Origin of the sequence: Streptomyces sp. NPDC004610, from assembly GCF_040609715.1 — a bacterium.
Taxonomy (GTDB): Bacteria; Actinomycetota; Actinomycetes; order Streptomycetales; family Streptomycetaceae; genus Streptomyces.
The window spans coordinates 60,889-73,952 of the sequence record NZ_JBEXLA010000002.1 but is presented as its reverse complement, the minus strand read 5'-3'; the positions used below and the strand labels follow the sequence as shown (position 1 = coordinate 73,952).

Here is a 13,064-nt window from a genome sequence, read left to right as displayed (position 1 = left end):
GCCATGGGCCACCGCGAGCGCGCGGCGGCGTGGCCGACAATGGGCCGATGACCGGCCCCGATCCCGTCGCCGCGCTGCGCCCCCGGCTCCCCTCGCCGCTGGTGGAGGTGACCGACGCCCGCTTCACCCGCCGAGGCGTACGGCTGCTGCTCAAGCGGGACGATCTGATCCACCCGGAGCTGATCGGCAACAAGTGGCGCAAGCTCGCCCCGAACCTGGCCGCCGCCACCGGCCGTACGGTGCTGACCTTCGGCGGCGCCTACTCCAACCATCTGCGGGCCACCGCCGCCGCGGGCCGGCTGCTCGGTGTGCCGACCGTCGGCGTGGTGCGCGGCGACGAACTGGCCGCCGCCCCGCTCAACCCCTCCCTGGCCCGCTGTGCCGCCGACGGCATGCGGCTGCACTTCGTCGACAGATCGACCTATCGCCGCAAGACCGACCCCGCGACCCGCGCCGCGCTCCTGCGCGCCACGGACGCCGGGGACGCTGTGGTGATCCCCGAGGGCGGCAGCAACGACCTCGCGGTCCGGGGCTGCGCCGCGCTCGGCGAGGAGCTGCGGGGCGCGGCCGACGTGGTCGCCGTGGCCTGCGGCACCGGGGGCACGCTGGCGGGGCTGGCCGCCGGTCTGGGCCCCGACCAGCGCGCGCTGGGGGTGCCGGTGCTCAGAGGCGGGTTCCTCGGCGCCGAGATCCGCGCCCTCCAGGGCGCCGCCTTCGGCGGGGAGCGCGGCACCTGGGCGCTGGCCGACGGCTTCCATTTCGGCGGCTACGCGCGCGTGCCGGAGGAACTCGACGTGTTCGCCTGCGGGGTCGAACAGCGCCATGGGTTCGCGGTGGAACGTCTGTATGTCGCCAAGTTGCTCTATGCCCTAGTCGCCCTCGCCGAGGCGGGCGCCTTCCCGCGCGGGACCCGGGTGGCGGCGGTCGTCACGGGAGCGCCGTTCGGGGGCGGCGTCTGACGCGGGGAGCGCGGACGCCGTACACCGCCGTCCGCGCCCGCGCACGCGCACACCTCACTCCGAGCTCTCCCGGTAGGCCGCCGCCTCCTCCAGGTCCAGCCGGCGCAGCAGGGTGCGCAGCATCTCGTCGTCGATGTAGCGCAGATCGCGCAGCCGGACGAAGACCGCGCGCTCGGCGCCGATCATCTCGCGGGAGAGCCGCCGGTAGGTGTCGTCGACGGTCTCCCCGGTGACCGGGTTGGGCTGGCCGAGGCGCTCCCACACCGAGTTCTGGCGGCGCTCCAGGACCGTGCGCAGCCGGTCGGCGAGGGGGCCGGGCAGGGCGTTGCGCTCATCGGTGAGGAGGTCGTCCAGCCGCTGCTCGGCCGCCCGGGACGCCTGCGCCTGGGCGTTGGCCTCGACCAGGGTCTCGGCCTGGACGTCCTTGCCGGGCAGCCGCAGGACGCGGATCAGCGGCGGCAGGGTCAGGCCCTGGAGGACGAGGGTGCCGATGACGGTGGTGAAGGTCAGGAACAGGATCAGATTGCGGCCGGGGAAGGGCTCGCTGTCGTCCATGGTGACCGGGATGGAGAAGGCGATGGCCAGCGAGACCACCCCGCGCATCCCGGCCCAGGAGATGACGAACGCGCCCTTCCAGGTCGGGTTCTCCTCGCGTTCACGCACCCGCGCGAAGAGGATCCGGGGCAGGAAGGTCGCCGGATAGACCCAGATGAACCGCGAGGCGACGACCACCAGGAAGACGGCGATGGCGTACCAGGCGGCGTCGAGTCCCTCATAGGCGCCGAGTCCGCGCAGGACGACCGGGAGCTGGAGGCCGATGAGGGCGAAGACGGCGGACTCCAGGACGAAGGCGACCATGCGCCACACCGCGTCCTCCTGGAGCCGGGTCGCGAAGTCCACCTCCCACGCGCGATGGCCCAGGTACAGCGCGACCACGACGACCGCGAGCACCCCGGAGGCGTGCACCTGCTCGGCGACGGCGTAGGCGGCGAACGGGATGAGCAGCGAGAGGGTGTTCTGGAGCAGGGCCTCCTTGAGATGGATGCGCAGCCAGTGGATCGGGAACATCAGCAGCACCCCGATCCCGATGCCGCCGACCGCCGCGACCACGAACTCGGTGATCCCGCCGGCCCAGCTCGCCCCCTCGCCGACGGCCGCCGCGACGGCGACCCGGTAGGCGGTGATCGCGGTGGCGTCGTTCACCAGGGACTCGCCCTGGAGGATGGTGGTGATCCTGGACGGCAGTCCCACCCGGCGCGCGACCGCCGTGGCGGCGACCGCGTCGGGCGGCGCCACCACCGCGCCCAGCACCAGCGCCGCGGTCAGCGGCAGCCCCGGGATGAGCAGATAGGCGGCGTAGCCGACGGCCAGCGTCGCGAACAGCACATAGCCGACGGAGAGCAGCGCGACCGGCCGCAGCTGGGCCCGCAGATCGAGGTAGGAGCTGTCGGTGGCGGCGGTGTGCAGCAGCGGGGGCAGCAGCAGCGGCAGCACGATGTGCGGGTCGAGCGCGTACTCGGGTACGCCCGGTACGTAGGACACCGCCAGGCCCGCGGTGACCAGCAGCAGCGGCGCGGGCACCGGCGTGCGCCGCCCGGCCGCGGCGACCGCGGCGCTGCCCGCCACCAGCAACAGCAGCGGCATCACGTCCATGCGTCATCCCCGCCCTTCGTTGTGCGCGCGGTCTCCCGCACACCCGTCGTAATCTGGCAATCATGAAACAGTGCACGCACGCCGACGCGCTGCCGCACCCGGAACCCGCCCCGGCCAGTGAGACCTGTCTGGAGTGTCTCGCCGACGGGACGAACCCGGTGCAGCTGCGGCTCTGTCTCTCCTGCGGCCACGTCGGCTGCTGCGACTCCTCGCCGCACCGGCACGCGACCGAGCACCACAAGGAATCCGGCCACCCGGTGATGAAGACCTTCGAGCCCGGCGAGAGCTGGCGGTGGTGCTTCGTCGATCATGTCCTGGTGTGACCTCCGGTGACCCCGGCGGTGACCCCGGGCGATCGCCGTACTGTCCGGAACCGGCCCGATGTGATCCACGACAGGTCCGGATCGGGGACGGTTCGACCGTCTGACGCCTGGGTACGTCAATGCGGCGCGCGCTCTTCCCATTTGGGCCCGGCACACCCCTAGCCACGGAGCGTATTCGCGTGTTTACTATGAGTGACGGCAAGGGGATGGGGTCCCGGGGACAGGACTGTTGAGAGCGCGATAGCGTCACCGCTGAACGACCCATCGCGTTACCCCCGGGGGGCGACCCTCGGCCCCGAATAGCTTGTACCACCTTGGAGGTGAGGGTGTCCCAGATCGCAGGCGAGCCCGCGACCCAGGACTTCGTGGAAGTCCGGCTGCCGGCCGCGGGTGCCTACCTGTCGGTGCTGCGGACGGCCACGGCCGGCCTCGCGGCCCGTTTGGACTTCACCCTGGACGAGATCGAGGACCTGCGGATCGCGGTGGACGAAGCCTGCGCGATCCTGCTCCAGCAGGCCGTGCCGGGCTCCGTGCTCAGCTGCGTCTTCCGGCTGGTCGACGACTCGCTGGAGGTCACCGTCTCGGCGCCGACCACCGACGGTCACGCCCCCTCGCGGGACACCTTCGCCTGGACCGTGCTGTCCGCCCTCGCGGGCAAGGTCTCCTCCGCCGTGGACGACGACAAGACCGTGTCCATCAGCCTGTACAAACAGCGCGGCGCGGGACCCGGGCCGGCGTGAAGGACGGGGACGGGCCGGTGCGGGACGACGAGCGCGGCACACGGGAGCTTGCCGCCCAGGGCGCCGAGGGTGCCCCGGGTGGCTCCCGGCCCATGGCGGAGGGCATCGACGCCATCCCCGAGCAGGCCCGGCCGCACCCGGAGGACGTCTCCGGTGGCACCGGACCGGCCGGCTCCCCGGGCGAGGAACGCACGAATCAGGAAGGTGCCGCGCGGAGCACGTCTTCGCGACGGAGCGGGGTGTCCCCCACCCGGGCTGACGCGCGGGCGCGGGGAAGGGCAACGGGCGGGACGATGAGCGAGCACGAGCGAGACCCCGGACAGCCGGTACGACCGGCACAGGCCGCGCAGACGGCACCGAGCAGACCGGCCGGGCAGCACGACCCCCAGGACCGCAGCGGGGCGCGGGCGATGTTCCTGGAGCTGCGCAAACTGCCGGAGGGCAGCGCGGAGTACGCGGAGCTGCGCAATCAGCTGGTGCGGATGCATCTCCCGCTCGTGGAGCACCTCGCGCGCCGGTTCCGCAACCGCGGCGAGCCGCTGGACGACCTCACCCAGGTCGCCACGATCGGGCTGATCAAGTCGGTCGACCGCTTCGACCCGGAGCGCGGCGTGGAGTTCTCCACGTACGCCACCCCGACCGTCGTGGGCGAGATCAAGCGGCACTTCCGGGACAAGGGCTGGGCGGTCCGGGTGCCCCGCCGGCTCCAGGAGCTGCGGCTCGCGCTGACCACGGCCACGGCGGAGCTGTCCCAGTTGCACGGCCGCTCCCCCACGGTCCATGAGCTGGCCGAGAAGCTGGCCATCTCCGAGGAGGAGGTCCTGGAGGGCCTGGAATCGGCCAACGCGTACTCCACGCTGTCCCTGGACGTCCCCGACACCGACGACGAGTCCCCGGCGGTCGCCGACACCCTGGGCGCGGAGGACGAGGCGCTGGAGGGCGTCGAGTACCGGGAGTCCCTCAAGCCGCTGCTGGAGGATCTCCCACCGCGCGAGAAGCGGATCCTGCTGCTGCGCTTCTTCGGGAACATGACCCAGTCGCAGATCGCCCAGGAGGTCGGCATCTCCCAGATGCATGTCTCCCGGCTCCTGGCCCGCACACTGGCCCAGCTCCGGGAGAAGCTCCTGGTGGAGGAGTAGGCGGCGAGGAGTAGGCGGCGGGGGCGGACCCGGGACCGGGCGCTACTTCCGCTCCGCCTCGTCCGCCACCGCTCCCGGCCCCCGGATGCCCAGCGCGCGGGTCGTCTCCTGGTTGACCAGGAAGTACAGCCCCAGCACCGCCGTCACCCCGAGCGCGATTCCCGCCGGGATGGCGGCGCTGTCGGTCTGGAGCAGGTTGTAGGCGACCGGCAGGGCGATGATGTGAGTGATCACGGCCGGGCCCCGGCTCCAGCTCCGCAGGGCCAGCAGCCCCCGGGCGGCGAGCAGCGGCAGCAGCGCGAGCACGATCAGGGTGACACCGCCGGTGACGGCCTGCTGCCGGTCGTCCGGGTGGCCGGTGAGTCCGAGGACGAGGATCCAGGCGCCGCCGATGAGCAGCGCGAGCCCCTCAAGCCCGGTCAGGGCCGCCGCGTAGGTCAGCCGGCGGGGCCGGGGTCCGGTGGCTTCGGGGGTGGGATTGCGCTCACTGCTCACCCCAGCAGGGTAGCCCTCGGGGGGTACGGCACCCGGTGCGGCCCCTGGGCCCGTCGTCCGGATCACGGTCGTCCGGATCATGCCGGGGCCGGGCCCCGCGCACCCGCCCCCTCCCCCGCGCACTGGGATCGGGTACCCCCCAGTAGGTACGCTGCCACCCATGCGTGCACTTCTCGTGGTCAATCCGGCGGCAACCACCACCAGTGCGCGCACGCGCGATGTGCTGATCCACGCCCTCGCCAGCGAGATGAAGCTGGAGGCCGTCACCACCGAGTACCGCGGCCACGCCCGGGACCTCGCCCGGCAGGCCACGGACAGCGGCAACATCGATCTGGTGGTCGCCCTCGGCGGCGACGGCACGGTCAACGAGGTGGTCAACGGCCTGCTGCACGCCGGCCCCGACCCGGAGCGGCTGCCCGGTCTCGCGGTGGTCCCCGGCGGCTCCACCAATGTCTTCGCCCGCGCCCTGGATCTGCCCAACCATCCCGTCGAGGCCACCGGCGCCCTGCTGAACGCGCTGCGCGAGGGCGGCGAGCGCACCATCGGGCTCGGCCTGACCTCCGGCACCCCCGGCACCGAGGACGAGTCGGTGCCCCCGCGCTGGTTCACCTTCAACTCCGGGCTGGGCTTCGACGCGGGTGTCGTCGGCCGGGTCGAGCAGCAGCGCGAGCGCGGCAGAAGATCCACCCACGCGCTCTATGTCCGCCAGGTGGTCCGCCAGTTCCTGGGCGAGCCGAGCCGGCGGCACGGTTCCATCACCTTGGAGCGGGCCGGTGAGGATCCGGTGTCCGATCTGGTGGTGTGCATAGCATCGAACACCGCCCCCTGGACCTTCCTGGGCAATCGCCCGATGTACGCATCGCCTAAGGCGTCGTTCGATACCGGGCTCGACGTATTCGGTCTCAGCCGGTTGTCCACCGCCGCGGTCGCCCGATATGGCACGCAATTGCTCACTTCGTCCCCCGAGCGGGGACCCCATGGGAAGCACGCCCTCTCACTGCACGATCTGGACGGGTTCACCTTGCATTCGAAGGTCCCGCTCCCGCTTCAGATGGACGGTGACCACCTCGGGCTCCGTACCAGCGTGACGTTCACAGGCGTACGCCGTGCACTGCGTGTGATTGTGTGAGCAGAAGGGGCTAAAGTCCTTTCACTCGAACGTTTAGACCAGGGTCCACCCCATGGAAGTACGGCTGTGACCTAGTCGACACCGAGGAATCAAAAAAAACTTTCCAGAAGGGGTTGTATCCGCCGCTGAGGTTTGCGAGTCTCTACGTGGCGATCGAGACGGCCCGCACCACCGGCCTCCACAGATCACCGGAACCCCTCTTCAAACCCACAGGACCACGCCAGGGAAACCTGACGGTCGGCCCTTCCCTTGTTGAGGGATTCGTGAAAGCGTTCACATTCACAAGCAATCAGCACGTAATACCCAAGGAGAGGTAGCAGCCATGGACTGGCGTCACAACGCCGTTTGCCGCGAGGAAGACCCCGAGCTCTTCTTCCCCATCGGCAACACCGGTCCTGCGCTGCTGCAGATCGAGGAAGCCAAGGCCGTCTGCCGCCGCTGCCCGGTGATCGAGCAGTGTCTGCAGTGGGCGCTTGAGTCCGGTCAGGACTCCGGCGTCTGGGGTGGTCTCAGCGAGGACGAGCGCCGTGCCATGAAGCGCCGCGCCGCCCGCAACCGGGCCCGTCAGGCATCCGCCTGACCTACCCACCCCGCACAACAGCCTGAGCTTGGCGGCGCGTACAGCGCGTACGCAACTCCCGCCCCCGAGCCGCAGCGCGCAGTACCCCCGATGCGCACTGACCCCGGACCGTTCCACGGTCCGGGGTTCTTTGCTGTCCGGGGCGCCCGAGGGTGCCCCGGCGGACCACCCTTGTTCCCTTACCGCTTGTTCACTTGTGCTTGTTCACTTGTGCGCGCGGACCGGGATGTCCAGGATCACCTGGGTGCCGCGCTCCGGGGCCGGGACCATGTCGAAGGTGCCGCCCAACTCGCCCTCCACCAGCGTCCGGACGATCTGGAGGCCCAGGTTCCCCGAGGTGTGCGGGTCGAAGCCGGGCGGCAGGCCCACCCCGTCGTCCTGGACCGTGACCAGCAGCCGGGTCTGCTTGGTCGTGCCGCCGCGGACCGCGGAGACCTCGACCGTGCCCGTCTCGCCCTCCGTGAAGCCGTGCTCCAGGGCGTTCTGGAGGACCTCGGTGAGCACCATGGCGAGCGGGGTGGCCACCTCCGCCTCCAGGATGCCGAAGCGGCCGGAGCGGCGGCCGGTGACCTTGCCGGGGGAGATCTCGGCGACCATGGCGACCACCCGGTCGGCGATCTCGTCGAACTCCACCCGCTCGTCCAGGTTCTGGGAGAGCGTCTCATGGACGATGGCGATCGAGCCGACCCGGCGGACCGCCTCCTCCAGGGCCGCGCGGCCCCGCTCGGACTCGATCCGGCGGGCCTGGAGGCGCAGCAGGGCGGCCACCGTCTGGAGGTTGTTCTTCACCCGGTGGTGGATCTCCCGGATGGTGGCGTCCTTGGTGATCAACTCGCGCTCGCGGCGGCGCAGTTCCGTGACGTCCCGGAGCAGCACCAGGGAACCGGTGCGGGTGCCCTTGGGCTTGAGCGGGATCGTGCGGAACTGGATGACGCCGTCGCGGGCCTCGATCTCGAAGGAGCGGGGGGCCCAGCCGCTGGCGACCTTGGCGAGGGCCTCGTCCACCGGGCCCCGGCTGGGGGCGAGTTCGGCGGTCGTCCGGCCCAGGTGGTGGCCCACGAGGTCGGCGGCGAGGCCCATGCGGTGGTAGGCGGAGAGCGCGTTCGGGGAGGCGTACTGGACGATTCCGTCGGCGTCGACGCGGATCAGGCCGTCGCCGACGCGCGGGGAGGCGTCCATGTCGACCTGCTGGTCGGCGAACGGGAAGGCGCCGGCCGCGATCATCTGGGCGAGGTCGGAGGCGCTCTGGAGGTAGGTCAGCTCCAGCCGGCTGGGGGTGCGCACGGTGAGCAGATTGGTGTTGCGGGCGATGACGCCGAGCACCCGGGAGTTGCGCCGTACGGGGATGGACTCGACGCGGACCGGGACCTCCTCGCGCCACTCGGGGTCGCCCTCGCGCACGATCCGGCCCTCGTCGAGCGCCGCGTCCAGCATCGGGCGGCGGCCTCGCGGGACCAGGTGGCCGACCATGTCGTCCTGGTAGGAGGTGGGGCCGGTGTTGGGGCGCATCTGGGCGACCGAGACATAGCGGGTGCCGTCGCGGGTGGGGACCCACAGAACGAGGTCGGCGAAGGAGAGGTCGGAGAGCAGTTGCCACTCCGAGACCAGCAGATGGAGCCACTCCAGGTCGGAGTCGTCGAGGGCGGTGTGCTGGCGGACCAGCTCGTTCATGGAGGGCACGCTGTGAGCGTACCTGGGGGTCTGAGGGGCCCCTGAATGTCCGGCCCTGCGCCATGGGGTCATATTCGGCCCGCGGGGTGGGCGGAGGGGGCCGGAGACACCCGCGGGCCGCGGCGCCTGGGAGGGACCCTCAACCCTCCCGGCACCGCAGCCCGGAGCAACAACGGCCGCGGGGTGTGCGGTCCCGGTCGGCCGATGGATGAGGAGCCGGAGCAGTCAGGGCAGAGAGCACCGGTTCCTCGGTCCGTCCTCCTGTGCGGGGAGGACGGAGGCTTGTGTGCGATTGGCGTTGCTGGTGCTGTGGGCCTTGCAGTTGCCGTGCGCTGTGCGGCGGGCGGTGTCGGCGGCCCTGCGGCCGGCCGGGTCACCACCGCGCGGAATTCCCCGCTGACAGCATTGTGGACTAGACCACTCCGCGTGTCCATGAGTCGGGGGCGGCGAATTGTTGGAGCCTGTTGATTGTTGACGCCACGCAGCCTAACCCGGGGAGGTCGGCCGCGGGGCCTGATATTCACGGCGATTTCGGCGGACGCCCCCGGCCCGTCGCGGGCGGGGGGTCAGCGGGTCTCGGTGACCTTGGCCAGGGCGCGGGGGGCGTCGGGGTCCTGGCCCCGGGCGATGGTGACCTCGTAGGCGAGGAGCTGGAGCGGGATGATCTCCAGTACGGGCTGGACCTCCTCGGCGACCCCCTCGGTGGGCAGGACGAAACCGGCCGAGGCGCCGCGGGCCCGGTCGGCGGGGCCGATGACCACCAGGTCGGCGCCCCGGCCGCGCAGCCGGTCCAGAACGGGCTGGAGGGCCTCGCCGCCCTTGCCGTCGGTGACGACCGCGATGACCGGGGAGACGTTGTCGACCATGGCGAGCGGGCCGTGCAGGAGGTCGGCGCCGGAGTAGGAGAGGGCGGGGATGTAGCTGGTCTCCATCAGCTTGAGGGCGGCTTCCTTGGCGGTGGGGTAGCCGTAGCCGCGAGAGGTGATGACCATGCGCTCGGCGAAGCGGTAGCGGGCGGCGAGGGCGCGGATCTCGTCATGGCGGGCGAGGAGTTGCGCGGCGAGGTCGGGGAGCGGTTCGGCGGCGCCGCCGTCGCCGCCGCCCATGCCCTCGACGAAGAGGTAGAGGGAGAGGAGGGAGGCGGTGTAGGTCTTGGTGGCGGGGAGCGCGCGTTCGGGACCGGCCAGGATGTCGATGTGGTACTCGGAGACCGCGGCCAGCGGGGAGTCCGGGTTGTTGGTCACCGCGAGGGTGATCGCACCGGCCTCGCGGGCGGCGCGGGTGGAGGCGACGAGGTCGGGCGAGCCGCCGGACTGGCTGACGATGACGACCAGGACGTCGGTGAGGTCGGGGCGGGCCCCGTAGGCGGTGGTGGTGGACATGGAGGTGAGCCCGCAGGGCAGCCCGAGCCGGATCTCCAGCAGGTACTTGGCGTAGAGGGCGGCGTTGTCGGAGGTGCCGCGGGCGGTCAGCAGGACGAAGCGGGGCCTGCGGGCGGCGATCTCCCGGGCGATGCGGCGGATCGCCGGGGCGCCCTCGGCGAGGATGCGGCGCAGCACCGCGGGCTGCTCGGCCATCTCGCGGGCCATGATCCGGCCGGGGGCGTCGCCCCGGGGGGCGGCCGGGGTGCTGGCGGCGGTCATAGGGGGCTCCTCCGGGGGCGGGGCGGGGGCGTGCGTCGGCCCTCTGCCCGGCGTCCGCGGCGGGGGCCCACGGTGGCGTCATGGTGCCACGCGCGGCGCGCGCGACGGCGCACATCGACCTGGGACGGCGGGCCGATCCCTGATAGATTGGTCTAAACCACACGGCCCGACGCCGAGTTCTCCGCGTCTTCCTTCGAGTCCCCCGATTCCTCTCTTCAGAACGGCAGGCCCAGCGTGGAAGTTGTCATCGTTCCGGACGCCGCGGCGGGCGGCGAGCTGATCGCCGAGGCCATGGCGCAGTTGCTGCGGAGCACGCCGGACGCCCTGCTCGGGGTGGCCACCGGCTCGACGCCGCTGCCCGTCTACCAGGCGCTGACGGCGAAGGTGCGGTCCGGGGCCGTGGATGTCTCCCGGGCGCGGATAGCGCAGCTCGACGAGTACGTGGGGCTGCCGGCCGAGCATCCCGAGTCGTACCGGTCGGTGCTGCGGCGCGAGGTGCTGGAGCCGCTCGGGATCGGGATGGACGCATTCCTGGGGCCGGACGGCACGGCCGAGGACATCCCGGCGGCGTGCGAGGCGTACGACCGGGCGCTGGGGGCGGCCGGCGGGGTCGATCTCCAGTTGCTGGGGATCGGGACGGACGGGCACATCGGCTTCAACGAGCCCTGCTCGTCGCTGGCGTCGCGGACCCGGATCAAGACCCTCACCGAGCAGACCCGGGTGGACAACGCGCGGTTCTTCGACGGGGACATCGAGCAGGTCCCGCACCATGTGATCACCCAGGGGATCGGGACGATCCTGGAGGCGCGGCATCTGGTGCTGCTGGCCACGGGTGAGGGCAAGGCGGACGCGGTGGCGGCGACGGTGGAGGGGCCGGTGGCGGCGGTGTGTCCGGCGTCGGCGCTTCAGTTGCACGCGCGGGCGACGGTTGTCGTCGACGAGGCTGCGGCGTCGAAGCTGAAGTTCGCGGACTACTTCCGCCACGCCTTCTCGAACAAGCCTGCGTGGCAGGGGATTTAAGGATCGGGATCACCGAAAGCGCCGGTCACTCCAAGAAGTCGGAGTGACCGGCGCTTTCGTATGGGGTGGTGCGGCTTGCTGCGCGAGTGCGGGTGCGTCGTGGCTGGTCGCGCAGTTCCCCGCGCCCCTAAGGACGTTGCAGCCGACGCCAGCCCCCAAGGGGCGCGGGGAACTGCGCGAGCAACCCCCACCACCCGCACCCGGCAACGCAGCCTCAACCCCCCACGATCGCCTCCGCCGCCGCCCTCCCGCAGACGCGCCCCGCGCCATACGTCGCCACATGCAGCGCGCCCCTCGGTGGGGACTGGGGGACGCCCATCTCGACCACGATCGTGTCCGGGCGGGACGCCAGCAGCTCGGTCACCGCGTCGGACATCCACGCGTGCCGGTGCTCGTCCCGGACCACGGCCACCAGCGGACGCGCCCCCGCCGCCGCGAGGATCTCCCCCGCCGCGCCGGGACCGGCGTACGTCCCCGACTCGGTGCCCGGCAGGAGCTCCGCCAGGTCGGCCACCGGCCCCCACGGCGTCTCGTCGCCCACGGCGATATTGGCGACCGGCGAGAACAGCGCCACGTACGGCGCCGCCGTCACCGGGGAGAAACCTTCCTCCGCAGCCGCCGTCACCCGGACCGCCCGGCGCGCGGCCGTCAGCCCGATGTCCCGGGGGACCGAGCCCTCGGCGGAGCCGCTCGCGGCGTCCCGCGTCCAGCGCGCCAGCCCCCGTACCCGTTCCGCCGCGTCCACGAGGCGTTCCTCGGGGAGGTCGCCGGAGCGGACCGCGGCGACGATGGCGTCCCGCAGCCGCCAGACCGTCTCGTCGTCGGCGAGGCCGCCGCCCACACAGATCGCGTCGGCACCGGCGGCCAGGGCGAGGATGGTGCCGCGCTCGATGCCGTAGGTGCCGGAGATGGCCTGCATCTCCACGGCGTCCGTGACGATGAGGCCCTCATGGCCCAGTTCGCGGCGGAGCAGACCGGTGAGGATGCCGGGTGACAGCGTTGCCGGGCGGTCCGGGTCCAGGGCCGGGACCAGGATGTGGGCGCTCATCACGGCGAGGGAGCCGGCCGCGATCCCGGCCCGGAAGGGGGCGAGATCGCGGGCGGCGAGGACCTCGGCGTCCACGTCGATGCGGGGCATCGCGTGGTGGGAGTCGACGGCGGTGTCGCCGTGCCCGGGGAAGTGCTTGACGCAGGCGGCGACGCCCGCCGCCTGGAGCCCCTGGACATAGGCGGCGGTGTGCCGGGCGACCAGGGCGGGGTCGGCCCCGAAGGAGCGGACCCCGATGACCGGGTTGTCGGCGTTGGAGTTGACGTCGGCGGACGGCGCCCAGTTGAAGTTGACGCCGCACTCGGCGAGACGGCGGCCGAGTTCATAGGCCACGTCCCGGGTGAGGGCGGTGTCGTCCACCGCGCCGAGGGCGTGGTTGCCGGGGAAGGAGGAGCCGGTGCGGACCTCCAGCCGGGTGACATCACCGCCCTCCTCGTCGATGGCGACGAGGACGTCGTCGCGCTCGGCGCGCAACTGCGCGGTGAGGGCGGTCAGCTGCTCGGGGGAGGCGATGTTGCGGCCGAACAGGCCGACCGAGGCGAGGCCCTCGCCGAGCCGGCGGAGCAGCCAGTCGGGGGCGGTGGTGCCGGGGAAGCCGGGCTGGAGAACGGTGAGCGCGTCCCGTGTGAGGGTGTCGGGCTCGCTGGCGATGGTCGTCATCGGA

General features: G+C 72.1%; 12 protein-coding genes. 7 read left to right on the top strand and 5 right to left on the bottom strand.

The annotated features are described in order from the left end of the window. Positions 1 to 47 precede the first annotated feature (47 nt). Positions 48 to 959: a pyridoxal-phosphate dependent enzyme gene (locus tag ABZX40_RS02455; protein WP_355740639.1), complete on the top strand. Its 912-nt coding sequence runs from the start codon at positions 48 to 50 to the stop codon at positions 957 to 959. A 54-nt stretch (positions 960 to 1,013) separates the two neighbouring features. Here ABZX40_RS02455 and ABZX40_RS02450 read toward each other — a convergent pair whose 3' ends face one another. Continuing rightward, a complete protein-coding gene (locus ABZX40_RS02450) occupies positions 1,014 to 2,612 on the bottom strand; it encodes a Na+/H+ antiporter (protein ID WP_355740641.1) in 1,599 nt (532 codons plus the stop codon). A gap of 62 nt (positions 2,613 to 2,674) precedes the next feature. Here ABZX40_RS02450 and ABZX40_RS02445 point away from each other — a divergent pair, with 62 nt between their 5' ends. The 3 genes from ABZX40_RS02445 to ABZX40_RS02435 all read left to right on the top strand — a co-directional run bounded on the left by ABZX40_RS02445 (position 2,675) and on the right by ABZX40_RS02435 (position 4,814). Further along, positions 2,675 to 2,935, top strand: a complete 261-nt coding sequence (locus ABZX40_RS02445; RefSeq protein WP_355740643.1) for a UBP-type zinc finger domain-containing protein — start codon at positions 2,675 to 2,677, stop codon at positions 2,933 to 2,935. A 326-nt stretch (positions 2,936 to 3,261) separates the two neighbouring features. Further along, the gene (locus tag ABZX40_RS02440; RefSeq protein ID WP_015657891.1) at positions 3,262 to 3,675 is read left to right on the top strand and encodes an anti-sigma factor; all 414 of its coding nucleotides are present in this window, start codon (positions 3,262 to 3,264) and stop codon (positions 3,673 to 3,675) included. After that, a complete protein-coding gene (locus ABZX40_RS02435) occupies positions 3,672 to 4,814 on the top strand; it encodes an RNA polymerase sigma factor SigF (RefSeq protein WP_355740645.1) in 1,143 nt (380 codons plus the stop codon). The genes ABZX40_RS02440 and ABZX40_RS02435 overlap by 4 nt, the downstream gene beginning before the upstream one ends. Before the next feature lie 42 nt (positions 4,815 to 4,856). On the opposite strand, the gene ABZX40_RS02430 is transcribed toward ABZX40_RS02435, so the two are convergent. Next, positions 4,857 to 5,309, bottom strand: a complete 453-nt coding sequence (locus tag ABZX40_RS02430) for a hypothetical protein (protein ID WP_355740647.1) — start codon at positions 5,307 to 5,309, stop codon at positions 4,857 to 4,859. Between the two features lie 160 nt (positions 5,310 to 5,469). On the opposite strand from ABZX40_RS02430, the gene ABZX40_RS02425 reads away from it, so the two are divergent. Both ABZX40_RS02425 and ABZX40_RS02420 read left to right on the top strand, forming a co-directional pair. Next, a complete protein-coding gene (locus ABZX40_RS02425; protein ID WP_355740649.1) occupies positions 5,470 to 6,438 on the top strand; it encodes a diacylglycerol kinase family protein in 969 nt (322 codons plus the stop codon). Between the two features lie 322 nt (positions 6,439 to 6,760). Beyond that, a complete protein-coding gene (locus ABZX40_RS02420) occupies positions 6,761 to 7,018 on the top strand; it encodes a WhiB family transcriptional regulator (protein ID WP_003992873.1) in 258 nt (85 codons plus the stop codon). A 204-nt stretch (positions 7,019 to 7,222) separates the two neighbouring features. Here the strand turns inward: ABZX40_RS02420 and ABZX40_RS02415 are convergent, their stop codons facing one another. Then, positions 7,223 to 8,689 (bottom strand): PAS domain-containing sensor histidine kinase, encoded by a 1,467-nt coding sequence (locus ABZX40_RS02415; protein ID WP_355740685.1) that lies wholly within the window; start codon positions 8,687 to 8,689, stop codon positions 7,223 to 7,225. A 566-nt stretch (positions 8,690 to 9,255) separates the two neighbouring features. Further along, complete coding sequence (locus tag ABZX40_RS02410; protein WP_355740651.1) at positions 9,256 to 10,332, bottom strand: SIS domain-containing protein; 1,077 nt, start codon at positions 10,330 to 10,332, stop codon at positions 9,256 to 9,258. A gap of 234 nt (positions 10,333 to 10,566) precedes the next feature. Between ABZX40_RS02410 and nagB the strand changes: the two genes are divergently transcribed. Beyond that, the gene (gene nagB, locus ABZX40_RS02405; protein WP_355740653.1) at positions 10,567 to 11,352 is read left to right on the top strand and encodes a glucosamine-6-phosphate deaminase; all 786 of its coding nucleotides are present in this window, start codon (positions 10,567 to 10,569) and stop codon (positions 11,350 to 11,352) included. A gap of 214 nt (positions 11,353 to 11,566) precedes the next feature. Here nagB and ABZX40_RS02400 read toward each other — a convergent pair whose 3' ends face one another. After that, positions 11,567 to 13,060: a glycoside hydrolase family 3 protein gene (locus ABZX40_RS02400; protein WP_355749174.1), complete on the bottom strand. Its 1,494-nt coding sequence runs from the start codon at positions 13,058 to 13,060 to the stop codon at positions 11,567 to 11,569. Positions 13,061 to 13,064: the final 4 nt, after the last annotated feature.

What these genes read in the sequence shown, in the direction of transcription:
- ABZX40_RS02455 (WP_355740639.1), top strand. Translation starts at nt 48, where the DNA reads ATGACCGGCCCCGATCCCGTCGCCGCGCTGCGCCCCCGGCTCCCCTCG.
- ABZX40_RS02450 (WP_355740641.1), bottom strand. Translation starts at nt 2,612, where the DNA reads ATGGACGTGATGCCGCTGCTGTTGCTGGTGGCGGGCAGCGCCGCGGTC.
- ABZX40_RS02445 (WP_355740643.1), top strand. Translation starts at nt 2,675, where the DNA reads ATGAAACAGTGCACGCACGCCGACGCGCTGCCGCACCCGGAACCCGCC.
- ABZX40_RS02425 (WP_355740649.1), top strand. Translation starts at nt 5,470, where the DNA reads ATGCGTGCACTTCTCGTGGTCAATCCGGCGGCAACCACCACCAGTGCG.
- ABZX40_RS02420 (WP_003992873.1), top strand. Translation starts at nt 6,761, where the DNA reads ATGGACTGGCGTCACAACGCCGTTTGCCGCGAGGAAGACCCCGAGCTC.
- ABZX40_RS02415 (WP_355740685.1), bottom strand. Translation starts at nt 8,689, where the DNA reads ATGAACGAGCTGGTCCGCCAGCACACCGCCCTCGACGACTCCGACCTG.
- ABZX40_RS02410 (WP_355740651.1), bottom strand. Translation starts at nt 10,332, where the DNA reads ATGACCGCCGCCAGCACCCCGGCCGCCCCCCGGGGCGACGCCCCCGGC.
- ABZX40_RS02400 (WP_355749174.1), bottom strand. Translation starts at nt 13,060, where the DNA reads ATGACGACCATCGCCAGCGAGCCCGACACCCTCACACGGGACGCGCTC.